At 68.3% G+C, this 26,220-nt stretch carries 20 protein-coding genes and 1 pseudogene; 4 read left to right on the top strand and 17 right to left on the bottom strand.

Annotation, left to right across the window (positions count from 1 at the left end; translation table 11 throughout):
- Nucleotides 1-464: pseudogene (locus AB0N66_RS25270) on the bottom strand (hypothetical protein); the annotation flags it as partial.
- A 323-nt stretch (nt 465-787) separates the two neighbouring features.
- On the opposite strand from AB0N66_RS25270, the gene AB0N66_RS25275 reads away from it, so the two are divergent.
- Nucleotides 788-3,022 carry an MMPL family transporter gene (locus AB0N66_RS25275; RefSeq protein ID WP_365439074.1) on the top strand — a complete coding sequence of 745 codons (2,235 nt, stop codon included), beginning with the start codon at nt 788-790 and terminating at the stop codon, nt 3,020-3,022.
- 62 nt (nt 3,023-3,084) lie between these two features.
- Here the strand turns inward: AB0N66_RS25275 and AB0N66_RS25280 are convergent, their stop codons facing one another.
- Nucleotides 3,085-3,891 (bottom strand): HAD family hydrolase, encoded by an 807-nt coding sequence (locus tag AB0N66_RS25280; protein WP_365439076.1) that lies wholly within the window; start codon nt 3,889-3,891, stop codon nt 3,085-3,087.
- 360 nt (nt 3,892-4,251) lie between these two features.
- Here AB0N66_RS25280 and fahA point away from each other — a divergent pair, with 360 nt between their 5' ends.
- Nucleotides 4,252-5,490, top strand: a complete 1,239-nt coding sequence (gene fahA, locus AB0N66_RS25285) for a fumarylacetoacetase (RefSeq protein WP_365439078.1) — start codon at nt 4,252-4,254, stop codon at nt 5,488-5,490.
- A gap of 298 nt (nt 5,491-5,788) precedes the next feature.
- Here the strand turns inward: fahA and recQ are convergent, their stop codons facing one another.
- The gene (gene recQ / locus AB0N66_RS25290; RefSeq protein ID WP_365439080.1) at nt 5,789-7,798 is read right to left on the bottom strand and encodes a DNA helicase RecQ; all 2,010 of its coding nucleotides are present in this window, start codon (nt 7,796-7,798) and stop codon (nt 5,789-5,791) included.
- A gap of 271 nt (nt 7,799-8,069) precedes the next feature.
- On the opposite strand from recQ, the gene AB0N66_RS25295 reads away from it, so the two are divergent.
- Nucleotides 8,070-8,552: a hypothetical protein gene (locus AB0N66_RS25295; RefSeq protein WP_365439082.1), complete on the top strand. Its 483-nt coding sequence runs from the start codon at nt 8,070-8,072 to the stop codon at nt 8,550-8,552.
- Nucleotides 8,553-8,625: 73 nt separating this feature from the next.
- On the opposite strand, the gene nuoN is transcribed toward AB0N66_RS25295, so the two are convergent.
- Genes nuoN through AB0N66_RS25365 form a run of 14 tightly spaced genes read right to left on the bottom strand, consistent with a single transcriptional unit; the run spans nt 8,626 to nt 24,604 of the window.
- Entirely contained in the window at nt 8,626-10,275 is a 1,650-nt protein-coding gene (gene nuoN / locus AB0N66_RS25300; RefSeq protein ID WP_365439084.1) for an NADH-quinone oxidoreductase subunit NuoN, read from the bottom strand.
- Entirely contained in the window at nt 10,272-11,843 is a 1,572-nt protein-coding gene (locus AB0N66_RS25305; protein ID WP_365439086.1) for an NADH-quinone oxidoreductase subunit M, read from the bottom strand. Before AB0N66_RS25305 ends, nuoN begins: the two co-directional genes overlap by 4 nt.
- A gap of 5 nt (nt 11,844-11,848) precedes the next feature.
- The gene (gene nuoL, locus AB0N66_RS25310) at nt 11,849-13,762 is read right to left on the bottom strand and encodes an NADH-quinone oxidoreductase subunit L (RefSeq protein ID WP_365439088.1); all 1,914 of its coding nucleotides are present in this window, start codon (nt 13,760-13,762) and stop codon (nt 11,849-11,851) included.
- 14 nt (nt 13,763-13,776) lie between these two features.
- Entirely contained in the window at nt 13,777-14,076 is a 300-nt protein-coding gene (gene nuoK, locus AB0N66_RS25315; RefSeq protein WP_003974374.1) for an NADH-quinone oxidoreductase subunit NuoK, read from the bottom strand.
- Nucleotides 14,073-14,888, bottom strand: coding sequence for an NADH-quinone oxidoreductase subunit J (locus AB0N66_RS25320; protein ID WP_365439089.1), 816 nt, complete (start codon nt 14,886-14,888; stop codon nt 14,073-14,075). The genes nuoK and AB0N66_RS25320 overlap by 4 nt, the downstream gene beginning before the upstream one ends.
- Entirely contained in the window at nt 14,885-15,514 is a 630-nt protein-coding gene (nuoI, locus tag AB0N66_RS25325; protein ID WP_365439091.1) for an NADH-quinone oxidoreductase subunit NuoI, read from the bottom strand. The genes AB0N66_RS25320 and nuoI overlap by 4 nt, the downstream gene beginning before the upstream one ends.
- Nucleotides 15,507-16,880: an NADH-quinone oxidoreductase subunit NuoH gene (gene nuoH, locus AB0N66_RS25330; protein ID WP_365439093.1), complete on the bottom strand. Its 1,374-nt coding sequence runs from the start codon at nt 16,878-16,880 to the stop codon at nt 15,507-15,509. Before nuoH ends, nuoI begins: the two co-directional genes overlap by 8 nt.
- The gene (locus tag AB0N66_RS25335) at nt 16,877-19,381 is read right to left on the bottom strand and encodes an NADH-quinone oxidoreductase subunit G (protein WP_365439095.1); all 2,505 of its coding nucleotides are present in this window, start codon (nt 19,379-19,381) and stop codon (nt 16,877-16,879) included. The genes nuoH and AB0N66_RS25335 overlap by 4 nt, the downstream gene beginning before the upstream one ends.
- Nucleotides 19,378-20,763, bottom strand: a complete 1,386-nt coding sequence (nuoF, locus tag AB0N66_RS25340) for an NADH-quinone oxidoreductase subunit NuoF (RefSeq protein WP_365439097.1) — start codon at nt 20,761-20,763, stop codon at nt 19,378-19,380. The genes AB0N66_RS25335 and nuoF overlap by 4 nt, the downstream gene beginning before the upstream one ends.
- Nucleotides 20,763-21,605 (bottom strand): NADH-quinone oxidoreductase subunit NuoE, encoded by an 843-nt coding sequence (nuoE, locus tag AB0N66_RS25345; RefSeq protein WP_365439099.1) that lies wholly within the window; start codon nt 21,603-21,605, stop codon nt 20,763-20,765. Before nuoE ends, nuoF begins: the two co-directional genes overlap by 1 nt.
- Nucleotides 21,602-22,945: an NADH-quinone oxidoreductase subunit D gene (locus tag AB0N66_RS25350; protein ID WP_365439101.1), complete on the bottom strand. Its 1,344-nt coding sequence runs from the start codon at nt 22,943-22,945 to the stop codon at nt 21,602-21,604. The genes nuoE and AB0N66_RS25350 overlap by 4 nt, the downstream gene beginning before the upstream one ends.
- Entirely contained in the window at nt 22,942-23,679 is a 738-nt protein-coding gene (locus tag AB0N66_RS25355) for an NADH-quinone oxidoreductase subunit C (protein ID WP_365439103.1), read from the bottom strand. The genes AB0N66_RS25350 and AB0N66_RS25355 overlap by 4 nt, the downstream gene beginning before the upstream one ends.
- A complete protein-coding gene (locus AB0N66_RS25360) occupies nt 23,676-24,230 on the bottom strand; it encodes an NADH-quinone oxidoreductase subunit B family protein (protein ID WP_301983200.1) in 555 nt (184 codons plus the stop codon). Before AB0N66_RS25360 ends, AB0N66_RS25355 begins: the two co-directional genes overlap by 4 nt.
- A 14-nt stretch (nt 24,231-24,244) precedes the next feature.
- Nucleotides 24,245-24,604: an NADH-quinone oxidoreductase subunit A gene (locus AB0N66_RS25365; RefSeq protein WP_365439105.1), complete on the bottom strand. Its 360-nt coding sequence runs from the start codon at nt 24,602-24,604 to the stop codon at nt 24,245-24,247.
- Between the two features lie 712 nt (nt 24,605-25,316).
- Here AB0N66_RS25365 and AB0N66_RS25370 point away from each other — a divergent pair.
- Entirely contained in the window at nt 25,317-26,159 is an 843-nt protein-coding gene (locus AB0N66_RS25370) for a C40 family peptidase (protein WP_365439107.1), read from the top strand.
- Nucleotides 26,160-26,220 lie beyond the last annotated feature (61 nt).

Here is a 26,220-nt window from a genome sequence, read left to right on the forward strand (position 1 = left end):
GTCAGGACGTAGCCGCCGGCGAGGAAAGCGCCCCATGATCTGCTGCGCAGCGGCAGTGCGAGGATCGCGGCGACCAACGCGAGGGTGTAGGCGGTCGCGCGCCTCGGCCGCCAGGCGTGCGCCGTGGTGTGAACGGTGAGGAAGAGCAGCCCGCAGGTCTCCAGTGCCCCCCACCAATGCAGGGTGGGGGGTTCGACCAGGCTCCAGACGGTCAGGGCGAGGGAGATCGTCACGGCGCCGATGACGCGCCTGTCCAGGCCGGCCGAGCGCGGCACGCCGAGTGCGAGCAGCCCGATCAGCGGACCGGTGACGATCACGGGCAGCCATGCCGTGGGTGATCCGAACGGATCGGGGCCCCGGGCGAGCAGAGCGAAGTCCGCCAACCAGGTGAGCGTGAACGCCACCAGGCTGCTGATCTTGATGAGCCGGCCGCCGGCCGGGTTGAGCGGGAGTTTCCAGTCCACACAGATCAGCGTAGGAGCGCAGGCCCGGATCGGTGTCGGCCGAATGACCGACAGGCCGGTGCGCGTGAGGTCCGAACGGCCGACACAGCACTCCCCTACCGGGCGGAACCATGGTGCCTACGGCGGCCGGCAACCCACCCCCGAGGCCCGGCCGTCGGCTTCATCACCGGTACCGGCCTCTCCATGGACGGGGGCTCTCCATCGACGGGGCGGTCTCCTCCGTTCTCGCCGACCTCCTACTGAGCTCCCGTAGCCGGGGACTGCCCGTTCATATCGACAGACCATCGCCAGACCATCGACAGACAGAGAGTTGTCGCACCCTCATGGCCACCTTCCTGCACCGAATCGGCCTGGCCGCCTTCCAGCGGCGCCGGCTGGTCGTCCTTCTGTGGGCCCTCGTCCTGGGCGTCATGGGCGTCGCCGCCGCCAGCAGTTCGGGCCCGCAAAGCTCAAGCGTCTCCCTGCCCGGTACGGAAGCGCAGCGCGCCATTGACCTGCTGGCGGAGAAGTTCCCGTCCGCCAACGCCGAAGGCGCCGCCGCCCGCGTCGTCGTACGGGCCCCCGCCGGGGAGAAGATCAGCAGTACCGGGAACAAGGAGACGCTCGAAGCGACCCTGGCCGAGGTGAAGGACTCCTCGCCGCATGTCGCCCAGGTCAGCGACCCGTTCACGGCGAAGACGGTCAGCGCGGACGGCTCCACCGCCTACGCGCAGGTCACCTACACCGTCAAGGATACGGATCTGACCGACGGTGACCGCACCGGCCTCGGCAAGGCACTGGAGTGGGGCCGCGATCATGGACTGACGGTGGAGGCGACCGGCAACGCGCTGCCGGTCGCCGCGGAGAGCTCCATGGCCGAGGCCATCGGCTTCGCCCTGGCCGCCGTCATCCTCTTCATCACCTTCGGCTCATTGGTCGCCGCCGGCCTCCCCCTGGTCACCGCGCTGGTCGGTGTGGGAGTGACCATGTCCGCGATCACGGCGCTCAGCGGGCCGCTCAACCTCAGCAGCAGCACCTCGTCCCTGGCGGCGATGCTGGGCATCGCCGTGGGCATCGACTACGCCCTGTTCATCGTCTCCCGCTACCGCTCCGAGCGCGCCGCCGGCCATGACGCCAGGGAAGCCGCCGCCCGCGCCAACGGCACCGCCGGATCAGCCGTCGTCTTCGCCGGCCTGACCGTGGTGATCGCTCTCGTGGGCCTGACCGTGGTCAACCTGCCGATCCTGACCATGATGGGTCTGGGCGCCGCCGGTGCCGTCGTCGTCGCCGTCCTCGTCGCCGTCACACTGATCCCCGCACTCCTGGGCTTCGCCGGCGAACGCATCGGCGGCAAGGCACGCAAGCAGTCCACCACCCGACTCGCTGGGATCCGCGCCGGCCGCACGGGACTGGCACAGCGGTGGATCTCCTACGTTCTGCGCAAGCCGGCCAAGGTCCTGGCCCTGGCGGTGATCGCCCTCGGTGTGGTCGCCCTGCCCGCCACGAAGCTCGAACTCGGGCTGCCGGACGACGGCTCCAAGGCCGCCTCCTCCACCCAGCGCAAGGCCTACGACATGCTGTCGCAGTCCTTCGGTCCCGGCTTCAACGGCCCGCTCACCGTGACCGTCGACAACCAGGACCCCGCCGTCGCACGCACCGGCTCCCAGGCGATGGGCAAGACCCTCACCGACCTGCCCGATGTGGCCGCCGTGACCCCGGCCGTCTTCAACGAGGCAGGCGACACCGCCATCATCACGGTCATCCCCAAGAGCGCACCGGGCAGCGACGCCACCAAGGAACTCGTCGGCGACATCCGCACCCTGGCCGACAGCACCGGCGCGGAAACGGGAGCCCGCTCCCTGGTGACCGGAACGACAGCCCTCAACATCGACGTCTCCGCCAAGTTCAGCAAGGCGATCGCGCCTTACCTGGCGGTCGTCGTCGGCCTGGCCGTTCTCGTACTGATCCTGGTGTTCCGTTCGATCCTGGTGCCCGTCAAGGCCGCCCTCGGCTTCCTGCTCTCCGTACTGGCCTCCCTGGGAGCGCTCGTCGCGGTCTTCCAGTGGGGCTGGCTGAAGGATCTGATCGGCCTGGAGCAGACCGGCCCCATCATGAGCCTGATGCCCGTCCTGCTGGTCGGCATCGTCTTCGGCCTGGCCATGGACTACCAGGTGTTCCTGGTCACCCGCATGCGCGAGGCATACGTCCACGGCGCCGACGCCCGCACTGCGATCGAGACGGGATTCAAACAGAGCGCCACCGTTGTCACCGTCGCGGCCCTCATCATGATCACCGTCTTCTCCGGCTTCATCGGCGCCCACGACGCCATGATCAAGTCACTGGGCTTCGGACTCGCCGTCGCCGTCGCCTTCGACGCCTTCATCGTCCGCATGACCATCATCCCCGCCGTACTCGCCCTTCTCGGCGAACGCGCATGGTCCCTGCCCGCCTGGATCGACCGCATCCTGCCCAACGTCGACATCGAGGGAGAGAAACTGGCACACCACAAGCCCTCGTCGCCCACCGAGGAGCAGCAAGGCGGCCACACCCTCACTCACCAACGCAGCGGACAGCGCTGACACACATGAGGGGGCCGGCAAGATCCTCGTGAAGGCCGCGGGCTAACCGTGACGGCCGCGGACTAACCGAAGAGCCGCTCCAACACCACCGCGATCCCGTCCTCCTCGTTCGACAGCGTCACCTCGTCCGCCATCGCCTTCAGTTCCGGGTGGGCATTGGCCATGGCCACGCCCCGCGCGGCCCAGTCGAACATGGGGATGTCGTTGGGCATGTCACCGAAAGCGATGGTGGCGGAGGACGTGAGACCGAGGCGACGGGCGGCGAGAGCCAGGCCCGTCGCCTTGGTCACGCCGCATGGCTGGAGTTCGACGGTCCCCGGTCCCGACATGGTGACGGTCGCAAGCGAACCGGCCACCGCACGCGCCGTCATCGCCAACTCGTCGTCCGACAAGGACGGGTGACGGAGCAACACCTTGCTGATCGGTTCCGCCCACAGGTCGTCCCGCCGCTGCACCCGCACCGCCGGGAGCGTCGGATGCGGCATCACATACCCCGGCTCGATGAGCGTGAGCCCGTCCACACCGTCCTGGTCCACGGCCGCGTAGACCTGCCCGACCTCCGCCTCGATCTTGCCGAGGGCCGTCTCGGCCAGCTCCCTGTCCAGGGCCACCGACCACAGCAGACGGTCCGCCCCCGCGTCGTACAACTGTGCCCCCTGCCCACACACCGCCAGCCCCTGGCTGCCGAGTTCGTCGAGCAGCGGCCGCACCCTCGGCGCGGGCCGACCCGTCACCACCAGATGCCGGGCACCCTCGGCCGCGGCCCTCGCCAACGCGGCCCGCGACCGTTCGGAAAGCGTGTCGTCGCCGCGCAGCAGCGTTCCGTCCAGGTCGGTGGCGATAAGTGAATACGCAGTCGGAGCGGCCATGATCCGAAGAATACGGATCGAACGACTCATGGGCCCGGCGTGAACCGGACGACGTCCGGTATCCCGTCAGCAACGCCGTTCACCGCACGGGGATTACAAGCGCCACGATCCGCACGCAGTCCAGACGGCCGCCACCCGAATCACAGCGGCCGACGTAACTCGACGCAGCCGAACGAGACTTATGGGGCATTACGCACCCCCCGGTCGCTGCCCCACCAAGTTCACCCCCGTAACGTGTGCCGCGACAAAACAGAACGCACGTCCCACCTAGCACACGTTCCACGTAACGCACATCCCACATAACGCACGTCCCGCATGGCGAGTACGCCCCCGCAAGCCACGAGAGCGAGGCACCACCCGATGCCCCCCTTCGACGTCCCCCAGGGCGATCCCTTCGGCCCGCACAACCTGCCGTACGGGGTGTTCTCCTTGAACGCCCGCACCCCGAACGGCCCGGCCACCCCCTCCGATCGAACGGTCGGCGTCCGCCTCGGCGACCACGTACTCGACGCGGGCGCCGCAGCCAGGGCGCTCGGCTCCCCCTATGCGGATCTACTCGCCCAGCCGACCCTGAACCCCCTCCTCTCAGCCGGCCGCACCGCCTGGTCGGACGTCCGCCGCGCCCTCACCGCGTGGGTGACGGTCCCGGCCCACCGCGAGACACTCGAACCCCACCTCCACCCCCTCTCCGAGGTGACCCTGCACCTCCCCTTCGAGGTCGCGGACTACGTCGACTTCTACGCCTCGGAGAACCACGCCCGGAACGTCGGCCAGATCTTCCGCCCCGACGCGGCCGACTCCCTCACCCCCAACTGGAAGCACCTGCCCATCGGCTATCACGGCAGGTCGGGCACGGTCGTGGTGTCAGGAACGGACGTGGTACGCCCATCAGGCCAGCGCAAGGCATCCACTGACACGGCCCCCGTCTTCGGCCCCTCCATCCGCCTCGACATCGAGGCGGAGGTCGGCTTCGTGGTCGGCACCCCCTCGGCCATGGGCACCCCCGTTCCCCTCTCCGCCTTCCGCGACCACGTCTTCGGCCTCTGCCTCCTCAACGACTGGTCTGCGCGCGACATCCAGGCCTGGGAGTACGTCCCCCTCGGCCCCTTCCTGGGCAAGTCCTTCGGCACCTCTGTGTCCGCGTGGATCACCCCGCTCGACGCCCTGACAGACGCCCAGGTCGCACCCCCGTCACGCACGCATCCCCTCCTCCCCTACCTGGACGACTCCGAGGACGAACCCGGCGGCTACGACCTCCGCATCTCCGTCGCCATCAACGGCCACGTCGTCTCCGAGCCCCCCTTCTCCACCATGTACTGGACGGCAGCCCAGCAACTGGCCCACATGACGATCAACGGCGCCTCCCTCCGCACAGGCGACCTCTACGGCTCCGGAACGGTGAGCGGCCCCTCCGAGTCCGAGCGCGGCTCCCTCCTCGAACTCACCTGGAACGGCCGAGACACCCTCGACCTCCCCACCGGCAAGCGCACCTTCCTGGAGGACGGCGACGAGGTGACACTGACGGCCTGGGCCCCAGGACCCGGCGGAACACGCGTGGGCCTGGGCGAGGTAACGGGCCGAATCACGCCAACCCCCTGAGCCACCTCCCCGCTCCCCGGATCCGGCGGGAGCCACGAGCCCCACGCACCGGAGGCACCCGTCGCGCCCGCACCCGCAGTCGTGGTCGCACCCCCAGTCGCCAAACCACCGAAGGGGCCGTGCCGGTACGTCCAGATGCCCGTCGCGTACGTTCGCGTCACCGGACTCCGCGCCCCCTGACCAACGTCTGATCCGGCGGCGACGGGCGGGACGTACCGGCACGGCCCCGACCCACCCACGACCGCCGCACCCTGCCGAGACCAGCGCCGCGCCCGGTGGCAGACCTCACCCCGGAGAGCTACCCCCAGTCCTCCGGCTCGGGCTCCGGCTCCTCCCCCATCTCCGGCCAGTCCGGATCCGGCGCCTCACCAATCGCCGGAGCAGCAGCTCCCGCGCTCCCGGAAGCGTCAGCAGCCCCGGCAGCGCCCCCAAGTGCCCCAAGCACCCCCAACACCCCCTCCCCCCACGTCGCCAGCTTCTTCTCACCCACGCCACTGATGGTGCCCAGCTCGGCCACCGACTTGGGCCACACCGTGGCAATCTCCCGCAACGTCGCGTCGTGGAAGATGACATACGCCGGAACGCCCTGCTCGCGAGCCTGCTCGGCACGCCAGGCCCGCAGGGCCTCGAAAGCGGGGACGAGCTCCGGGGCCAGTTCGGCCACGGCGGCCTTGGCCTTCTTCTCCCCTCGGGAGGAAGACGAACGGGCACCCACCGGCTTCGGCGCCTCCTTGCGCAACGGCACCTCACGCTCGCGCCGCAGCACCGTCCCACTCGCCTCGGTCAGCACCAGCGTCCCGTACTCACCTTCGACGGCAAGCAGCCCCTGCGCCAGCAACTGCCGTACGACGCCCCGCCATTCGTTCTCGGCCAGATCCTCACCGATGCCGAACACGGACAGCTGGTCGTGGTCGAACTGGATCACCTTGGCGGTCCGACGCCCGAGCAGAATGTCGACGATCTGGACGGCGCCGAACTTCTGCCCACGCTCGCGCTGCAACCGCACCACCGTGGACAGCAGCTTCTGCGCCGCGACCGTGCCGTCCCAGGTCTCGGGCGGCGTCAGGCACATGTCGCAGTTGCCGCACGCGGGGGTGTGCGGGTCCTGGCCGAAGTAGGCCAGGAGCTGGGAGCGCCGGCACTGGGCCGTCTCGCAGAGAGCCAGCATCGATTCCAGGTGGGCGCTCGCCCGACGGCGGAACGCCTCGTCGCCCTCCGAGCCCTGGATCATCTTGCGCTGCTGGACCACGTCCTGAAGCCCGTACGCCATCCAGGCCGTGGACGGCAGTCCGTCGCGCCCCGCGCGGCCCGTCTCCTGGTAATAGCCCTCGACCGACTTCGGCAGGTCGAGGTGGGCGACGAACCGTACGTCCGGCTTGTCGATGCCCATGCCGAACGCAATGGTGGCGACCACGACCAGGCCCTCTTCGCGCAGGAACCTCGACTGGTGGCGCGCGCGGGTGCCCGCGTCGAGACCGGCGTGGTAAGGCACCGCCTCGATGCCGTTGCGGGAGAGAAACTCGGCAGTCGTGTCCACCGACTTGCGTGAGAGGCAGTACACGATGCCCGCGTCGCCCGCGTGCTCCTCGCGCAGGAAGGACAGCAGCTGCTTCTTGGGATCGGCCTTCGAGACTATCCGGTACTGGATGTTGGGCCGGTCGAAGCTCGCCTCGAAGTGGCGGGCGTCCGGCATGCCCAGGCGCTGGGTGATCTCCTTGTGCGTGGCGCGCGTGGCCGTGGCCGTCAGCGCGATCCGCGGGACGTCCGGCCACCGCTCGCCCAGCACCGAGAGCGCCAGATAGTCGGGGCGGAAGTCGTGCCCCCACGAGGACACACAGTGCGCCTCGTCGATCGCGAACACCGAGATCTTCCCGCGTGACAGCAGATGCAGCGTCGTGTCCAGACGCAGCCGCTCCGGGGCCAGGTAGATCAGGTCGAGTTCGCCCGCCAGGAACTCCGCCTCGACCGTCCGCCGCTCATCGAAGTCCTGCGTCGAGTTCATGAAGCCGGCGCGCACGCCCAGCGCCCGCAGCGCGTCCACCTGGTCCTGCATCAGCGCGATCAGCGGGGAGACCACGACACCCGTACCCGGTCTGACCAGGGCCGGAATCTGGTAGCAGAGCGACTTGCCGCCGCCGGTCGGCATCAGGACGACGGAGTCACCGCCCGTCACCACATGCTCGATGATCGCTTCCTGCTCGCCGCGGAAGGCGTCGTACCCGAAGACCCGGTGGAGCGTGGCCAGCGCCTCGCTCTCACCCAGCGTCTCCGTCGCACCCGCTTCGGTCATCACACCCGTCCCACCCATCGCCCGTCCCCGTCCGTCGTACTTCGCCCACGACAGCCACCTTAGGCCTCCGCACCGACAGCCTCGGAGTTATCCACAGGCTGCCCCTCGGACCGCCCCACCCTCCGTCAGCCCAATGGGTTCGCCGGATGGCGGCCACCGAACAAGCCGGGACATTCTGCTCGTACGGGACGCGGGAGACCCGCTCCGCCCACAGGCACCCCAAGGGCGCTCCTCACTCCCACCGTCACCCGCCCCCTCCCCTCGCCCCTCTCCCCTAGGAGCCCCCGACATGTCCCCCCTCAAGGCCGCCTGCGCCCTCGCCCTGGCCACCGCCCTGTCCCTGGCCGCCGCCCCGGCCCACGCCGCCGGCGAAGACCCCGGCGCCTGGGCCGAGCTCAACAAGACGTACACGGCGACCGGTGCATACGCGTACGAGCCGTTCGGCGTCAAGGCCGAATACGCCCGCACCGACACATGCGCCTCCGATCCGGCCGGCGGCATGGGCTATCACTACGTCAACCCTGAGTACATCGGCTCGCTCGACCCGGCCACGCCCGCGGCCCTCCTCTACGAGGACGGAGCCGCCGGGACGCGCAAGCTGGTCGCGGTGGAGTGGGTCGTCAAGGACGAGGGCCAGGACGCGCCGACGCTGTTCGGCGAGACCTTCCAGGATGACCAGCTCCCCGGCCACTTCACGCTCCACGCCTGGATCTACAAGCCCAACCCCAGCGGCCTGTTCGCGCCGTGGAACCCCGAGGTGGAGTGCCCTTGAAAACGCGTCGGGACCCGCTCCCCGAAGGGAGCAGGTCCCGATCCGTACCCGGCCGATCCGTACCCGGCCCGGCTCAGCGCACGAACACCCCGGCCTGACCGGCCAGGTCCAGGAAGTACTGCGGAGCCACTCCCAGCACCAGCGTGACCGCCACGCCCACCCCGATCGCCGTCATGGTCAGCGGCGACGGCACGGCGACCGTCGGCCCGTCCGGCCTCGGCTCGCTGAAGAACATGAGCACGATCACGCGGATGTAGAAGAACGCCGCGATCGCCGACGAGATCACACCGACCACGACCAGCGCGCCCGCGCCGCCCTCCGCCGCCGCCTTGAACACGGCGAACTTCCCGGCGAAGCCGGAGGTCAGCGGGATGCCGGCGAAGGCCAGCAGGAAGACCGCGAACACCGCCGCCACCAGCGGAGACCTGCGTCCGAGCCCGGCCCACTTGGACAGATGCGTCGCCTCTCCGCCCGCGTCCCGCACCAGCGTCACCACGGCGAAGGCGCCGATCGTGACGAACGAGTACGCGCCGAGGTAGAAGAGCACCGAGGAGACACCGTCGGGCGAGGTCGCGATGACACCCGCGAGGATGAAGCCCGCGTGCGCGATGGAGGAGTACGCCAGGAGCCGCTTGATGTCCGTCTGCGTGATCGCGACGATCGCACCGCCCAGCATGGTGACGATCGCGACGGCCATCATGACCGGCCGCCAGTCCCAGCGCAGGCCGGGCAGGACGACGTACAGCAGGCGCAGCAGCGCCCCGAAGGCCGCCACCTTCGTCGCGGCGGCCATGAAGCCGGTGACCGGTGTCGGCGCACCCTGGTAGACGTCCGGGGTCCACATGTGGAACGGCACCGCGCCGACCTTGAACAGCAGACCCATGACGACCATCGCGGCGCCGATGAGCAGCAGCGCGTCGTTGCCCATGGTGTCGGCGAGCGCCGGGTCGACGTTCTGGATGGTGCCGTCGACGACCTGCGAGATGGTGGCGTACGACACCGAGCCCGCGTAGCCGTACAGCAGGGCGATGCCGAAGAGCGTGAACGCGGAGGCGAAGGCGCCGAGCAGGAAGTACTTGACCGCCGCTTCCTGCGACAGGAGCCGCTTGCGGCGGGCCACGGCGCACAGGAGGTACAGCGGGAGCGAGAAGACTTCCAGCGCGACGAACAGCGTCAGCAGGTCGTTGGCCGCCGGGAAGATCAGCATGCCGCCGACCGCGAAGAGCAGGAGCGGGAACACCTCGGTGGTGGTGAACCCGGCCTTCACGGCGGCCTTTTCGCTGTCGCTGCCGGGTACGGACGCGGCCTGCGCGGCGAACGAGTCGACCCGGTTGCCGTGCGCCTCCGGATCGAGCCGCCGCTCGGCGAAGGTGAACACGCCGAGCAGTCCGGCAAGCAGGATCGTGCCCTGGAGGAACAGTGCGGGCCCGTCGACGGCGATCGCGCCCATGGCCGCGATGTGCGCCTTCGTGGTGCCGTATCCGTTCGCCGCGAGGGCCACGACCGCGGCGAAAGCGGCGGCGAGTGCGACGGCGGACACGAACACCTGGACGTAGTAACGGGACTTGCGCGGGACGAACGCCTCGATCAACACCCCGACGATCGCTGCCCCGATAACGATCAAGGTGGGCGACAATTGCGCGTATTCGATCTTCGGCGCGTCGATCTTCGAGATCGGGTCGGCTGCGGTTGTCCACAGGCTGTGGACGGCTACTGCGCTCACTTGGCCGCCTCCGCCTCGGGCTGGGGGTCCGTTTTATGGACGTCTGACATGGTCTGCTTGACCGCCGGGTTGACGATGTCGGTGAGCGGCTTCGGGTAGACGCCCAGGAAGATCAGCAGGGCGATCAGCGGGGTGACGACCAGAAGTTCACGCACCCTGAGGTCGGGCAACTGCGCCACCTGCGGCTTTACCGGGCCTGTCATCGTCCGCTGGTAGAGGACGAGCGTGTACAGCGCGGCGAGGACGATGCCGAAGGTGGCGATGATGCCGACGGCCGGATAGCGCGCGAACACGCCGACCAGGACCAGGAATTCACTCACGAAGGGCGCGAGCCCGGGGAGCGAGAGAGTCGCCAGGCCACCGATCAGGAAGGTGCCCGCGAGCACCGGGGCGACTTTCTGCACCCCTCCGTAGTCGGCGATCAGACGCGAACCGCGCCGCGAGATCAGGAAGCCCGCCACCAGCATCAGGGCGGCCGTCGAGATCCCGTGGTTGACCATGTAGAGCGTCGCGCCGGACTGGCCCTGGCTGGTCATCGCGAAGATGCCCAGGATGATGAACCCGAAGTGCGAGATCGACGCGTACGCCACCAGCCGCTTGATGTCCCGCTGGCCGACCGCGAGCAGCGCCCCGTAGATGATGCTGATGAGCGCCAGTACGAGGATGACGGGCGTCGCCCACTTCGAGGCCTCCGGGAAGAGCTGGAGGCAATAGCGGAGCATCGCGAAGGTGCCGACCTTGTCGACCACCGCCGTGATCAGTACCGCGACCGGGGCCGTGGCCTCCCCCATGGCGTTGGGCAGCCAGGTGTGCAGCGGCCACAGCGGCGCCTTCACCGCGAACGCGAAGAAGAAGCCCAGGAAGAGCCACCGCTCCGTGTTGGTGGCCATCTCGAACGAGCCGTTGGCCCGGGCCTCGGCGATCTCCTGGAGCGAGAAGTTTCCGGCCACTACGTAGAGACCGATCACGGCGGCCAGCATGATCAGGCCGCCGACCAGGTTGTAGAGGAGGAACTTCACGGCGGCGTACGACCGTTGGGTGGCCGCCACTTCGTCGCCGTGCTCGTGGGCCTTGTCCCCGAAGCCGCCGATGAGGAAGTACATCGGGATGAGCATGGCTTCGAAGAAGATGTAGAAGAGGAAGACGTCGGTGGCCTCGAAGGAGATGATCACCATCGCCTCGACGGCCAGGATCAGGGCGAAGAAGCCCTGCGTCGGCCGCCAACGCTTGTTCCCGGTCTCGTGCGGGTCGGCGTCGTGCCAGCCCGCCAGGATGATGAACGGGATCAGCAGCGCAGTCAGCGCGACGAGCGCCACGCCGATGCCGTCCACGCCCAGCTCGTACCGCACCCCGAAGTCCGCGATCCAGGCGTGGGATTCGGTGAGCTGGTAGCGGTCGCCGTCGGGATCGAAGCGGACCAGGACCACGATCGCCAGCACCAGCGTGGCCAGCGAGACGAGCAGCGCCAGCCACTTGGCGGCGACTCTTTGCGCGGCCGGCACGGCGGCCGTGGCGATCGCCCCGAGGGCCGGGAGCGCCGCCGTCGCTGTCAGCAGAGGAAACGACATCGGTATCAGACCGCCCTCATCAGCAGGGTCGCGGCGATGAGGATCGCCGCGCCGCCGAACATCGAGACCGCGTACGACCGCGCGTACCCGTTCTGCAGCTTGCGGAGACGGCCGGAGAGGCCGCCCATCGAGGCCGCCGTGCCGTTGACGACCCCGTCGACCAGGGTGTGGTCGACGTACACCAGGGAACGGGTGAGGTGCTCCCCGCCGCGCACCAGCACGACGTGGTTGAAGTCGTCCTGGAGCAGGTCGCGCCGGGCCGCCCGGGTGAGCAGCGAACCGCGTGGGGCGACGGCCGGGACGGGACGGCGCCCGTACTGGGCGTACGCGATTCCGACGCCGATGACGAGTACCACCATGGTGGCCAGGGTGACCGTCGTGGCGCTGATCGGTGCGTCGCCGTGGTCATGCCCGGTGATCGGCTCCAGCCAGTGCAGGAACCGGTCGCCGATGCTGAAGAAGCCGCCCGCGAAGACCGACCCGAAGGCGAGCACGATCATCGGGATCGTCATCGACTTGGGCGACTCGTGCGGGTGCGGCTCATGACCCTCGGCGTCCGGCTGCCAGCGCTTCTCTCCGAAGAACGTCATCAGCATCACGCGCGTCATGTAGAACGCCGTGATGGCCGCGCCCAGCAGGGCCGCGCCGCCGAGGATCCAGCCCTCGGTGCCGCCCTTGGCGAAGGCCGCCTCGATGATCTTGTCCTTGGAGAAGAAGCCGGACAGGCCGGGGAAGCCGATGATGGCGAGGTAGCCGAGGCCGAAGGTGACGAAGGTGACCGGCATGTACTTCCGCAGGCCGCCGTACTTCCTCATGTCGACCTCTTCGTTCATGCCGTGCATGACCGAACCGGCGCCGAGGAAGAGCCCGGCCTTGAAGAAGCCGTGTGTCACCAGGTGCATGATCGCGAAGACGTAGCCGATGGGGCCGAGCCCTGCGGCCAGCACCATGTAGCCGATCTGCGACATCGTCGACCCGGCGAGGGCCTTCTTGATGTCGTCCTTCGCGCAACCGACGATCGCACCGAAGAGGAGCGTGACGGCGCCGACCACCGTGACGACCAGTTGCGCGTCCGGCGCCGCGTTGAAGATCGCGCCGGAGCGGACGATCAGATACACGCCAGCGGTCACCATCGTCGCGGCGTGGATGAGGGCCGAGACCGGGGTCGGGCCCTCCATCGCGTCCCCGAGCCAGGACTGCAGCGGCACCTGGGCGGACTTGCCGCAGGCCGCGAGCAGCAGCATCAGCGCGACGGCCGTGAGCTTGCCCTCGGTGGCGTCGCCGACGAGCCCCGGCTCCTCATGGGTGCCGAGCAGCGGTCCGAAGGCGAAGGTCCCGAAGGTCGTGAACATCAGCATGATGGCGATCGACAGGCCCATGTCACCGACGCGGTTGACCAGGAAGGCCTTCTTCGCGGCGGTGGCGGCGCTGGGCTTGTGCTGCCAGAAGCCGATCAGCAGGTACGAGGCGAGGCCGACGCCCTCCCAGCCGACGTACAACAGCAGGTAGTTGTCGGCGAGGACGAGCAGCAGCATCGCCGCCAGGAACAGGTTCAGATAGCCGAAGAAACGGCGGCGCCGCTCGTCGTGCTCCATGTACCCGATCGAGTACAGGTGGATCAGCGAGCCGACGCCGGTGATCAGCAGGACGAACGTCATCGACAGCTGGTCCAGTTGGAAGGCGACGTCCGCCTGGAAGCCCTCGACCGGGATCCAGCTGAACAGGTGCTGGCCGATGGCCCGGTGCTCGGCGTCCTTGCCCAGCATGTCGGCGAAGAGGATCGCGCCGATCACGAAGGAGGAGGCCGCGAGGGCGGTACCGATCCAGTGGCCGACGGCGTCCAGCCGCCGCCCGCCGCACAGCAGTACGGCCGCTCCGAGCAGAGGCGCCGCTACGAGCAGCGCAATCAGGTTGTCCACGATTCAGCGACCCCTTACAGCTTCATCAGGCTGGCGTCGTCGACCGAGGCCGAGTGGCGGGAACGGAACAGCGACACGATGATCGCGAGCCCGACCACGACCTCCGCGGCGGCGACGACCATCGTGAAGAAGGCGATGATCTGGCCGTCGAGATTGCCGTGCATACGGGAGAAGGCGACGAACGCGAGGTTGCAGGCGTTGAGCATGAGCTCGATGCACATGAACACCACGATCGCGTTCCGCCTGATCAGCACACCGGTGGCGCCGATCGTGAACAAGAGGGCGGCGAGATAGAGGTAGTTGACGGGGTTCACTTCGACGCCTCCTCTGTCTTCGTGCGCTCCAGGCGTTCTTCGGCGCGCTGTTCCAGGGCCTTCAGGTCGCTCAGTGCCTCGGTCGACACATCGCGGATCTGGCCGCGGTCCCGCAGCGTCTTGTTGACCGTGAGCTCGGACGGGGTGCCGTCCGGGAGGAGGCCCGCGATGTCCACAGCGTTGTGCCGGGCGTACACACCGGGCGCCGGCAGCGGCGGCAGGTGCTTGCCCTCACGTACGCGCTTCTCGGACATCTCGCGCTGGGTCAGCGCCCGTTCGGTGCGCTCGCGGTGCGTGAGCACCATGGCGCCGACGGCGGCCGTGATGAGCAGGGCGCCGGTGATTTCGAAGGCGAACACATACTTCGTGAAGATGAGGGCCGCGAGACCCTCCACGTTCCCGCCCGCGTTCGCCGCGGCCAGGCCGTTGAACTCCGTGATGGACGCGTTGCCGATGCCCGCGAACAGCAGGATGCCGAAGCCGAGTCCGCACACCAGGGCCAGCCAGCGCTGCCCCTTGATGGTCTCCGTCAGGGAGTCCGCCGCGGTGACACCGACGAGCATGACCACGAAGAGGAACAGCATCATGATCGCGCCCGTGTAGACGACGATCTGCACGATGCCCAGGAAGTACGCGCCGTTGGCGAGGTAGAACACCGCAAGGATGATCATGGTCCCGGCGAGCGAGAGCGCGCTGTGCACGGACTTCTTCATGAAGACGGTGGACAGAGCGCCGATCACGGCGACGGTGCCGAGGACCCAGAACTGGAAGGCCTCTCCGGTGGAGGTGGAGTAGGCGGCCAGGTTGCTCATGCGCCCACCCCTTCTTCCTTGGCCGCGCCCGAAGGGTCTGCCGATGGATACAGCTCGCCTCTGGAGACGGCGACCTGGCGCTCCGTACCGGGCGCGGCCTCCGTGACCAGCCCCTGGTAGTAGTCCTGCTCGTCCGTGCCGGGGAAGATCGAGTGCGGGCTGTCGACCATGCCCTCTTCGAGCCCGGCGAGCAGCTGCTCCTTGGTGTAGATCAGGTTGGCGCGGCTGCTGTCGGCGAGCTCGAACTCGTTCGTCATCGTCAACGCGCGCGTGGGGCACGCCTCGATGCACAGGCCGCACAGGATGCAACGGGCGTAGTTGATCTGGTAGACGACGCCGTACCGCTCGCCCGGCGAGTAGCGCTCCTCGTCGGTGTTGTCCGCGCCCTCCACATAGATGGCGTCCGCGGGGCAGGCCCAGGCGCACAGCTCGCAGCCGACGCACTTCTCCAGACCGTCCGGGTGGCGGTTGAGCTGGTGCCGGCCGTGGAACCGCGGGGCGGTGGTCTTCGGCTGCTCCGGGTACTGCTCGGTCAGCCGCTTCTTGAACATGGCCTTGAAGGTCACGCCGAAGCCGGCAACGGGGTTCTGGAAACCGGGCTTGGTCTCCTTGGGCTCCTCAGCCATCGGACCCCTCCTTTCCGTCACGAGATCCGCCAGTTGATCCGTCACTCGCAGTATCGGACCCACCACTGACAATCAACTCCCGCTCGCGGCGCGGGCGGCGCCGTGGCACCGGTGGGAGCTCCTGCCCCGGCAGCGGCGGTACGGGGAATCCACCGGCCATCGGGTCGAATGCCGGGGTCTCGGCGGGCGCCTCCTCGGCTCCCTGCTTCTCCCGGAAGATGTCCACGAGGAACGAGAGCAACAGCAGGACGAGGACGCCGCCGCCGACGTACAACGCGATGTCGGCGAAGTCGTAGTTCTCGTTCCTGAGCGTCCGCACGGTCGCGACGAGCATCAGCCAGACCACGGAGACCGGGATGAGGACCTTCCAGCCGAGCTTCATCAGCTGGTCGTAGCGGACGCGCGGAAGCGTGCCGCGCAGCCAGATGAAGAAGAACAGCAGCAGCTGCACCTTCACCACGAACCAGAGCATCGGCCACCAGCCGTGGTTGGCGCCCTCCCAGAAGGTGCTGATGGGCCACGGGGCTCGCCAGCCGCCCAGGAAGAGCGTGGTCGCCACGGCCGAGACCGTCACCATGTTCACGTACTCGGCGAGCATGAAGAGCGCGAACTTGATCGACGAGTACTCGGTGTTGAAGCCGCCGACCAGGTCACCCTCGGACTCGGGCATGTCGAAGGGGGCGCGATTGGTCTCGCCGATCATCGTCACGATGTAGATCAGGAACGAGACCGGCAACAGGACGATGTACCAGCGGTCCTGCTGCGCGTCGACGATCGTCGAGGTCGACATCGACCCCGAGTAGAGGAACACCGAGGCGAACGCGGCGCCCATGGCGATCTCGTACGAGATCATCTGCGCGCAGGACCGCAGACCACCGAGCAGCGGGTACGTGGATCCGGAGCTCCAGCCGGCGAGCACGATCCCATAGATGCCCACCGAGGCGACCGCGAGGATGAAGAGCATCGCGATCGGCAGGTCCGTGAGCTGCATCGTGGTGCGCTGACCGAAGATCGAGACCTCGTTGCCGGAGGGCCCGAAGGGGATCACGGCGATCGCCATGAAGGCCGGGATGGCCGCGACGATCGGCGCGAGGACATAGACCACCTTGTCCGCGCGCTTGACGATGAGGTCTTCCTTGAGCATCAGCTTCACGCCGTCGGCGAGCGACTGGAGCATGCCCCAGGGGCCGTGCCGGTTGGGGCCGATGCGCAACTGCATCCAGGCGACGACCTTGCGCTCCCACACGATGGAGAAGAGCACGGTCACCATCAGGAAGGCGAAGCAGAAGACCGCCTTGACGACGACCAGCCACCAGGGGTCGGTGCCGAACATGGAGAGGTCTTCTGCGGCGAGGTACGGCGTCATGCCTCCACCTCCTTGGGAGCCTCGGTGGCGAGCGTCGCCGGACCGATGCGGACGAGTGCGCCGGGCAGCGCCCCGGTGTCGGAGGCGACGCCCCCACCGGTGGAGTTCAGCGGGAGCCAGACCACCCGGTCGGGCATCTCGGTGATCTGCAGCGGCAGTTCGACCACTCCGAAGAGGCCGGTCACAGCCAGCAGGTCGCCCTCCTTGACGCCCGCCTCGGCGGCCGTGGCGGGCGACACGCGTGCGCGTGCCGCGTGCCTGGTCCCGGCGAGCGCGTCGTCGCCCTCCTGGAGACGGCCCTGGTCGAGCAGCAGGCGGTGCCCCGCGAGCACGGCCTCCCCGGCGGCGGGCCGCGGCAGCCCCACCCCGGTCTCCAGGGGATCGGTCGCCCGTGGCCCGTCCCAGGTACCCAGCCGGTCCAACTCCCCGCGCGCGGTGCGCAGATCCGGCAGACCGAGGTGTACGTCCATGGCGTCGGCCAGCATCTGCAGGACGCGCGCGTCGCTGGGCGCCAGTCGGCGTGTCATCTGGTCGGGCTTGAGCGCGGCCTCGAAGAGGCGTGCCCGGCCCTCCCAGTTGAGGAAGGTGCCCGCCTTCTCGACGACCGCGGCCACCGGGAGCACGACGTCCGCGTGCTCGGTGACCTCACTGGGACGCAGTTCGAGCGACACCAGGAAGCCCACTTCGGAGAGTGCTTCACGCGCGCGTGCCGGTTCGGGAAGGTCGGCGACCTCCACACCGGCGACGACCAGGGCCTGCAACTCACCACTGGCGGCCGCTTCGACGATCTGGCCTGTGTCGCGGCCGTGGCGGTGCGGGAGTTCGGAGACTCCCCAGGCCACCGCGACCTCGTCCCGCGCGCGCGGGTCGGTCGCCGGACGTCCGCCCGGCAGCAGCGTGGGCAGTGCCCCCGCCTCGATCGCGCCGCGCTCGCCGGCCCGGCGCGGAATCCACACCAGCTGGGCACCGGTCAAGGACGCGGCCCGTACGGCTGCGGTGAGCCCGCCCGCCACGGCGGCGAGCCGCTCTCCCACAGCGATCACCGCGCCTTCGGCCCGCAGCGCTTCGGCGGCCTTGGCGCCGTCGCCCTCCAGACCGAATCCACTCGCGAGCGCGTCCAGCCACTCGGTCTCGGTGCCGGGCGCGGCGGGCAACAGCGTGCCGCCCGCCTTCTCCAGACCGCGTGTCGCGTGCGTGGCGAGCGAGAAGGTCTTCTGCCCGTGCCCGCGCCACGCCTTGCGCAGCCGCAGGAAGACGCCGGGCGCCTCCTCCTCGGCCTCGAAACCGACGAGCAGGACGGCGGGCGCCTTCTCCAGAGAGGTGTACGTGACGCCCGAACCGTCGAGATCCCGTCCGCGTCCGGCGACCTTGGCGGCCAGGAAGTCGGCCTCCTCGCCGCTGTGCACGCGCGCGCGGAAGTCGATGTCGTTCGTGTCGAGGGCCACGCGCGCGAACTTGCTGTACGCGTAGGCGTCCTCGACGGTGAGACGGCCGCCGGTCAGGACGCCGGTCCTGCCGCGAGCCGCCAACAGCCCCTGAGCGGTGGCTTCCAGTGCCTCGGGCCACGAAGCCGGCTCAAGGATCCCTTCCGGGGAGCGCACCAGGGGCGTCTCGATCCGGTCCCGCTGCTGCGCGTACCGGAATCCGAACCGCCCCTTGTCGCAGAGCCACTCCTCGTTGACCTCGGGGTCGGCGGACGCGAGGCGCCGCATGACCTTGCCACGCCGGTGGTCGGTGCGCGTGGCGCAGCCTCCGGAGCAGTGCTCGCAGACGGAGTGCGAGGAGATGAGGTCGAAGGGGCGCGAGCGGAAGCGATACGCCGCCGACGTCAGGGCGCCCACCGGGCAGATCTGGATGGTGTTCCCGGAGAAGTACGACTCGAAGGGGTCGCCCTCCCCGGTACCGATCTGCTGGAGCGCGCCCCGCTCGACCATCTCGATCATCGGGTCGCCCGCGATCTGGTTGCTGAACCGCGTGCACCGGGCGCACAGCACGCACCGCTCACGGTCGAGCAGTACCTGCGTGGAGATCGGGACCGGCTTCTCGTACGTCCTCTTTTTGCCATCGAAGCGGGACTCCGACTGGCCGTGCGACATCGCCTGGTTCTGCAGGGGGCACTCGCCGCCCTTGTCGCAGACCGGGCAGTCCAGCGGGTGGTTGATGAGCAACAGCTCCATCACACCGTGCTGGGCCTTCTCGGCGACGGGCGAAGTCAGTTGGGTCTTGACGACCATCCCGTCCGTACAGGTGATCGTGCAGGACGCCATGGGCTTGCGCTGGCCCTCGACCTCGACGATGCACTGGCGGCAGGCGCCGACCGGGTCGAGGAGCGGGTGATCGCAGAACCGCGGGATCTCGATGCCGAGTTGCTCGGCGGCCCGGATGACCAGGGTGCCCTTGGGCACGCTGATCTCCACGCCGTCGATCGTCAGCGCGACGAGGTCCTCGGGCGGGACCGCCGCTTCCCCACCTCCGGAGGGAGCGCTGGTGGTCACTGTCATGCGTTCACCTCCGTGTGGTTGTCCGCCCAGACGGTCGACTTGGCGGGGTCGAAGGGGCAGCCGCGGCCCGTGATGTGCTGCTCGTACTCCTCGCGGAAGTACTTGAGCGAGGAGAAGATCGGCGAGGCGGCACCGTCACCGAGGGCGCAGAACGACTTGCCGTTGATGTTGTCGGCGATGTCGTTCAGCTTGTCGAGGTCGGACATGACGCCCTTGCCGGCCTCGATGTCGCGCAGCAACTGCACGAGCCAGTACGTCCCTTCGCGGCACGGTGTGCACTTGCCGCAGGACTCGTGGGCGTAGAACTCGGTCCAGCGGGTGACCGCCCGTACGACACAGGTCGTCTCGTCGAAGCACTGGAGCGCCTTGGTGCCGAGCATGGAACCCGCGGCGCCCACTCCTTCGTAGTCAAGAGGGACGTCGAGGTGCTCATCGGTGAACATCGGCGTCGAGGAGCCGCCCGGTGTCCAGAACTTCAGCCGGTGTCCGGGGCGGATCCCGCCGCTCATGTCGAGGAGTTGGCGGAGCGTGATACCGAGCGGGGCCTCGTACTGGCCCGGGCTGACGACGTGGCCACTGAGCGAGTAGAGCGTGAAGCCCGGGGACTTCTCGCTGCCCATCGACCGGAACCATTCCTTGCCCTTTTGCAGAATGGCGGGAACTGACGCGATCGATTCGACGTTATTTACAACAGTTGGGCACGCATAGAGCCCCGCGACAGCAGGGAAAGGGGGACGGAGCCGCGGTTGACCACGGCGGCCTTCGAGCGAGTCGAGCAGTGCGGTCTCCTCACCGCAGATGTACGCGCCCGCGCCCGCGTGCACGGTGAGCTGGAGGTCCAGTCCACTGCCCAGGATGTTCTCGCCGAGGAAGCCGGCCGCGTAGGCCTCCCGTACGGCCTCGTGCAACCGGCGCAATACAGGGACCACTTCACCACGTAGATAGATGAAGGCATGCGAAGACCGGATGGCATAACACGCGATCACAATGCCCTCGATGAGGCTATGCGGGTTCGCGAAGAGGAGCGGGATGTCCTTGCAGGTTCCCGGCTCCGACTCGTCGGCGTTGACAACTAGATAGTGAGGTTTGCCATCGCCCTGAGGAATGAACTGCCACTTCATTCCGGTAGGGAATCCCGCACCGCCGCGGCCGCGCAGACCGGAGTCCTTGACGTACGCGATCAGGTCGTCCGGCGACATCGCGAGCGCCTTGCGCAGACCCTCGTACCCCTCGTGCCTTCGGTAGACGTCCAGAGTCCAGGACTTCTCTTCGTCCCAGAAGGCCGACAGCACGGGTGCGAGCAGCTTCTCGGGGCTCGTCTCTCCCCCACGGCCGAATTCGCTCGCGTGGGCGGTGCCCCCGTTTTCGGGTGCCAAGGTCATCACTCCCCCTCCTCGGCGACAGGACCCGCCGGGTTGGCCGGGTCGGACGCCGACGTGTCCTGCGGCGCGTCGTGTGAGCTCAGATGCTCGGCAGGCGGCTGGTCCTGGGGACCACGACCACGCGGATGTACTACGCGCGCAGGCTGCGTCTCGCCCTTGGCCAGGCGCAGCCCGATCAGTGAGGCCGGTCCCGCACTGCCGCCCGCCTCGACGGCGCCCTCGCGCTCGTCGGGGAAGCCCGCCAGGATCCGGGCGGTCTCCTTGAAGGTGCACAGGGGGGCGCCCCGGGTCGGATCGACCGGGACTCCCGCGCGCAGGTCGTCCACGAGGCGCTTCGCGGAGGGCACGGTCTGGTTGTCGAAGAACTCCCAGTTGACCATCACGACCGGCGCGAAGTCGCAGGCCGCGTTGCACTCGATGTGCTCCAGGGTGACCTTGCCGTCGTCGGTGGTCTCGCCGTTGCCGACACCCAGGTGGTCCTGGAGGGCCTCGAAGATGGCGTCGCCGCCCATGACCGCGCACAGGGTGTTGGTGCACACACCCACCTGGTAGTCACCGCTCGGCCCGCGCCGGTACATGGAGTAGAAGGTCGCGACCGCGGCTACCTCGGCCGTGGTCAGGTCCAGCACCTCGGCGCAGAACCGCTGCCCCGTGCGCGTGACATGGCCCTCCTCCGACTGCACGAGATGCAGCAACGGAAGGAGCGCGGAGCGGGAGTCCGGGTAGCGGGCGATGATCTCGCGCGCGTCGGTTTCGAGCCGCGCTCGGACGTCGTCCGGGTATACGGGCGCGGGCAGTTGGGGCATGCCCAGGCCTACACCCTGGGAGGGAGTGGTGGTCACCGGTCGACGCCTCCCATCACGGGGTCGATGGACGCGACGGCGACGATGACATCGGCGACCTGGCCGCCCTCGCACATCGCCGCCATGGCCTGAAGGTTGGTGAAGGACGGGTCGCGGAAGTGGACCCGGAAGGGGCGGGTGCCTCCGTCGGAAACGGCGTGCACCCCGAGTTCGCCCTTGGGTGACTCGACCGCCACGTACGTCTGTCCCGGCGGGACGCGGAAGCCTTCGGTCACCAGCTTGAAGTGGTGGATCAGGGCCTCCATGGAGGTGCCCATGATCTTCTTGATGTGGTCGAGGGAGTTGCCGAGACCGTCGGGGCCGAGCGCGAGCTGGGCGGGCCAGGCGATCTTCTTGTCGGTGACCATGACCGGGCCGGGCTGCAGCCGGTCCAGGCACTGCTCGACGATGCGCAGGGACTGGCGCATCTCCTCCAGGCGGATCAGGAAGCGCCCGTAGGAGTCGCAGGTGTCGGCGGTCGGGACCTCGAAGTCGTACGTCTCGTAGCCGCAGTAGGGCTGCGACTTGCGCAGGTCGTGCGGCAGGCCCGCGGAGCGCAGGACCGGGCCGGTGGCGCCGAGGGCCATGCAGCCGGCCAGGTCGAGATAACCCACGTCCTGCATACGGGCCTTGAAGATGGGGTTCCCGGTGGCGAGCTTGTCGTACTCGGGAAGGTTCTTCGTCATCTTCTTCACGAACTCGCGGATCTGGTCCACCGCGCCCGGCGGCAGGTCCTGGGCGAGTCCGCCGGGGCGGATGTACGCGTGGTTCATTCGCAGGCCGGTGATCAGTTCGTAGATGTCGAGAATGAGTTCACGATCACGGAACCCGTAGATCATGATCGTGGTGGCGCCCAGCTCCATACCGCCGGTGGCGATGCACACCAGGTGGGACGAGATCCGGTTCAGCTCCATCAGGAGCACGCGGATGATCGTGGCGCGGTCGGGGATCTGGTCCTCGATGCCGAGGAGCTTCTCGACGGCGAGACAGTAGGCCGCCTCGTTGAAGAACGGCGTCAGATAGTCCATGCGCGTCACGAACGTGGTGCCCTGCGTCCACGTGCGGAACTCGAGGTTCTTCTCGATGCCGGTGTGCAGATAGCCGATGCCGCAGCGGGCCTCGGTGACCGTCTCGCCGTCGATCTCCAGGATGAGCCGGAGCACGCCGTGCGTGGACGGGTGCTGCGGGCCCATGTTGACGATGATGCGCTCGTCGTCGGACTTCGCGGCGGACTGGACGACCTCGTCCCAGTCGCCGCCGGTGACCGTGTATACGGTGCCCTCGGTCGTCTCGCGGGCCGCGGCGGCGGACGCGCCGGAAGAAGGGGTCTGTGTGCTCATGAGTACGACCTCCGCTGGTCCGGAGCCGGGATCTGGGCGCCCTTGTACTCGACGGGGATGCCGCCGAGGGGGTAGTCCTTGCGCTGCGGAAAGCCCGGCCAGTCGTCCGGCATCATGATCCGCGTCAGCGCCGGGTGACCGTCGAAGATCAACCCGAAGAAGTCGTACGTCTCGCGCTCGTGCCAGTCGTTCGTCGGGTACACGGCGACGAGCGAGGGGACGTGCGGGTCGGCGTCAGGGGCGCTGACCTCCAGGCGGATCAGCCGGTTGTGGGTGATCGAGCGCAGGTGGTAGACGGCGTGCAGTTCGCGGCCCTTGTCGTGCAGGTAGTGGACGCCTGAGACGCCGGTGCACAGTTCGAAGCGCAGGGCCGGGTCGTCGCGCAGGGTCTGGGCGACGGCGACCAGGTACTCGCGTTCGATGTGGAACGTGATCTCGTCGCGGTCGACGATCGTCTTGTCGATCACGTTCTCGGGGACGAGTCCCTGTTCCTCCAGGGCGCCCTCCAGTTCGTCGGCGACCTCGTCGAACCAGCCGCCGTAGGGGCGGTTGGTCGGGCCCGGCAGCCGGATCGAGCGGACCAGGCCGCCGTAGCCGGAGGTGTCGCCGCCGTTGTTGGCGCCGAACATGCCGCGCTGGACGCGGATCTCCTCGCCGCCGTCGCCACGCTGGCCGGGCAGGTTGGAGGCGCCGAGGTCCTTCTCGGGGTTGACCCCGTTGCTGGCGTCGCTCACCGCAGCAGCCCCTTCATCTCGATGGTGGGGAGCGCCTTGAGCGCCGCTTCCTCCGCCTCGCGGGCCGCCTCCTCGGCGTTCACGCCGAGCTTGGAGGTCTGGATCTTCTGGTGGAGCTTGAGAATCGCGTCGATCAGCATCTCGGGCCGCGGTGGACAGCCGGGCAAATAGATGTCGACCGGGACGATGTGGTCAACTCCCTGCACAATCGCGTAGTTGTTGAACATTCCACCCGATGAGGCACAAACCCCCATGGAGATCACCCACTTGGGGTTGGGCATCTGGTCGTAGACCTGCCGCAGCACCGGCGCCATCTTCTGGCTGACCCGGCCGGCGACGATCATCAGGTCCGCCTGCCGCGGTGATCCGCGGAAGACCTCCATACCGAAGCGCGCCAGGTCATAGCGTCCGGCGCCGGTCGTCATCATCTCGATGGCGCAGCAGGCGAGTCCGAACGTGGCGGGGAAGACGGACGACTTACGCACCCAGCCCGCGGCCTGCTCGACGGTGGTCAGCAGGAATCCGCTCGGCAGCTTTTCTTCGAGTCCCATGTCTTAAAGGCCCCTCAGTCCCATTCCAGACCGCCGCGCCGCCATACGTACGCGTACGCGACAAAGACGGTGAGCACGAAGAACAACATCTCCACGAGCCCGAAAACACCCAGGGCGTCGAAGGTGACGGCCCAGGGGTAGAGGAAGACGATCTCGATGTCGAAGACGATGAAGAGCATCGCCGTCAGGTAGTACTTGATGGGGAAGCGCCCGCCGCCGGCCGGCGTGGGGGTCGGCTCGATGCCGCACTCGTAGGCCTCAAGCTTGGCCCGGTTGTAACGCTTTGGACCGATAAGCGTGGCCATAACCACGGAGAAGATCGCAAAGCCTGCCCCGAGGGCTCCCAGTACGAGGATCGGCGCATACGCGTTCACGCTCCTCGCTCCTCTCAGTCGGCGTTGACTGCTGGCGGTTGCGTCGGGCAAGTACTCCTGCCCCGCGTGCCTCACGAGCTCCACCCGTCCCGGCGAAGATCGCGCACATGTGAAGCAGGTCACAAGCCCAACTGCCCCGCATCTTATGCCCGCCGGTCTGTGATCTGCGACACGGGGTACGACAACGACTTTGTGATCTCCACCACCTGGCGAACGATCATGAAGTCGGACGAGCGCAGATCTTCGTACGTGAAGCGTCCACCCGGTCACGAGAGGTGATATTTCTGCTCGTCACCCCAGGTCCAGGACGGCGTCTCCATATCAAGAGACTTCCGCTGCATGCAAATTGGTGCTGGACGCACCGCCTTGATAGAGGGCACGTTCACACGTCAGAGGGAGAGCGAAGGGCGGATGTGGACGCGTGCACGCGTTCACGAGCGACGGCGGTCGGGATTCCGCGCGAGACGCCGTCGCCGCGGTGACCGTTCCGTGACCTGCACCACATCTCCCTATGGTCCGAATAAGCAGGGCTTGGCCATCGATCCAACCGGTGATAGGCGGCGGGCAATCCGGACGTAATGCGGAAAGCCCATGATCACGGGCTTGATGGGTCGTGTCCGCAATGCCCGTTACGGCGTCAATAAGGAGTGACGCCAGGTGAATTCGGCACAGGGATTGAACAACTGTGGCGCAGCACACGTTTCTTGAAGGTATGAGGGAGTCCCTGGTACCGGTTGTACTCATGTCCCACACCGCTCACATACGCAGCCACCGGAAACCCCGCCGCAACGGCTCGACGCTCGCGATGCGCGCCGGAGTTGCCGGTGGCGTTCTCAGCACCCTGGCAGTGGCTGGGGCGTCCGGTTCGGCGAGCGCCGCCGACTCGACGACGACGCAGACGCTCGACCTGTCCGCCCTGACGGCCGATCTGGCCACTCAGATCGCGCAGTCCGCGGATGCCACCCAGCAGGCCGCGGCCAACTACGAACTGCAGGCGGAGCGTGACGCTGCGGCCGCCAAGGCCGCACAGCAGGCCAAGGTGGACCTCGCCGACGCAAAGGCGAAGGCGGCGGCCAAGAAGAAGGCCGCCGACGAGGCCGCGCGCAAGGCCGCCGCTGCCGAGGCCGCCTCGCGTTCCTCGGAGCGGACCACCCTGTCCGCCTCGGCGTCGACGTCGACGACCGTCTCCGCCCCGGCCAGCGGCAGTGTCGCGACCGTCATCGCCTTCCTCAAGGCGCAGGTCGGTGACGCGTATGTGATGGGCGGCACCGGCCCCAACTCGTGGGACTGCTCCGGTCTCGTGCAGGCCGCGTTCAAGCAGGCCGGCGTGGACCTGCCGCGCGTCTCGGGTGACCAGTCGACGGCCGGTACGCCGGTCTCGCTGTCCAACCTCGCGGTCGGGGACATCCTGTACTGGGGTTCGGCCGGTTCGGCGTACCACGTGGGTGTGTACATCGGCGACGGCCAGTACCTGGACGCCGCCAACCCCTCCAAGGGTGTGGTGATTCAGGACCTTTCGGGCTACCCGGCCACCGGTGCGGTGCGGGTTCTCTGAACCGACTCGCAGGAATTCATTGCGGTTGAGGGCCGTCGCTCGGGAGAGCGGCGGTCCCTTC

This window comes from Streptomyces sp. NPDC093544 (assembly GCF_040683495.1).
Taxonomy (GTDB): domain Bacteria; phylum Actinomycetota; class Actinomycetes; order Streptomycetales; family Streptomycetaceae; genus Streptomyces.

Excerpts from the sequence above, each read along its gene's own strand:
- fahA (WP_365439078.1), top strand. The coding sequence starts at position 4,252 with ATGCCCCCCTTCGACGTCCCCCAGGGCGATCCCTTCGGCCCGCACAAC.
- AB0N66_RS25320 (WP_365439089.1), bottom strand. The coding sequence starts at position 14,888 with ATGAGCAACCTGGCCGCCTACTCCACCTCCACCGGAGAGGCCTTCCAG.
- AB0N66_RS25295 (WP_365439082.1), top strand. The coding sequence starts at position 8,070 with ATGTCCCCCCTCAAGGCCGCCTGCGCCCTCGCCCTGGCCACCGCCCTG.
- AB0N66_RS25335 (WP_365439095.1), bottom strand. The coding sequence starts at position 19,381 with ATGACAGTGACCACCAGCGCTCCCTCCGGAGGTGGGGAAGCGGCGGTC.
- AB0N66_RS25275 (WP_365439074.1), top strand. The coding sequence starts at position 788 with ATGGCCACCTTCCTGCACCGAATCGGCCTGGCCGCCTTCCAGCGGCGC.
- AB0N66_RS25280 (WP_365439076.1), bottom strand. The coding sequence starts at position 3,891 with ATGGCCGCTCCGACTGCGTATTCACTTATCGCCACCGACCTGGACGGA.
- AB0N66_RS25360 (WP_301983200.1), bottom strand. The coding sequence starts at position 24,230 with ATGGGACTCGAAGAAAAGCTGCCGAGCGGATTCCTGCTGACCACCGTC.
- recQ (WP_365439080.1), bottom strand. The coding sequence starts at position 7,798 with ATGGGTGGGACGGGTGTGATGACCGAAGCGGGTGCGACGGAGACGCTG.
- nuoH (WP_365439093.1), bottom strand. The coding sequence starts at position 16,880 with ATGACGCCGTACCTCGCCGCAGAAGACCTCTCCATGTTCGGCACCGAC.
- AB0N66_RS25370 (WP_365439107.1), top strand. The coding sequence starts at position 25,317 with ATGAGGGAGTCCCTGGTACCGGTTGTACTCATGTCCCACACCGCTCAC.
- AB0N66_RS25350 (WP_365439101.1), bottom strand. The coding sequence starts at position 22,945 with ATGAGCACACAGACCCCTTCTTCCGGCGCGTCCGCCGCCGCGGCCCGC.
- nuoI (WP_365439091.1), bottom strand. The coding sequence starts at position 15,514 with ATGGCTGAGGAGCCCAAGGAGACCAAGCCCGGTTTCCAGAACCCCGTT.
- AB0N66_RS25305 (WP_365439086.1), bottom strand. The coding sequence starts at position 11,843 with ATGTCGTTTCCTCTGCTGACAGCGACGGCGGCGCTCCCGGCCCTCGGG.
- nuoF (WP_365439097.1), bottom strand. The coding sequence starts at position 20,763 with ATGACCTTGGCACCCGAAAACGGGGGCACCGCCCACGCGAGCGAATTC.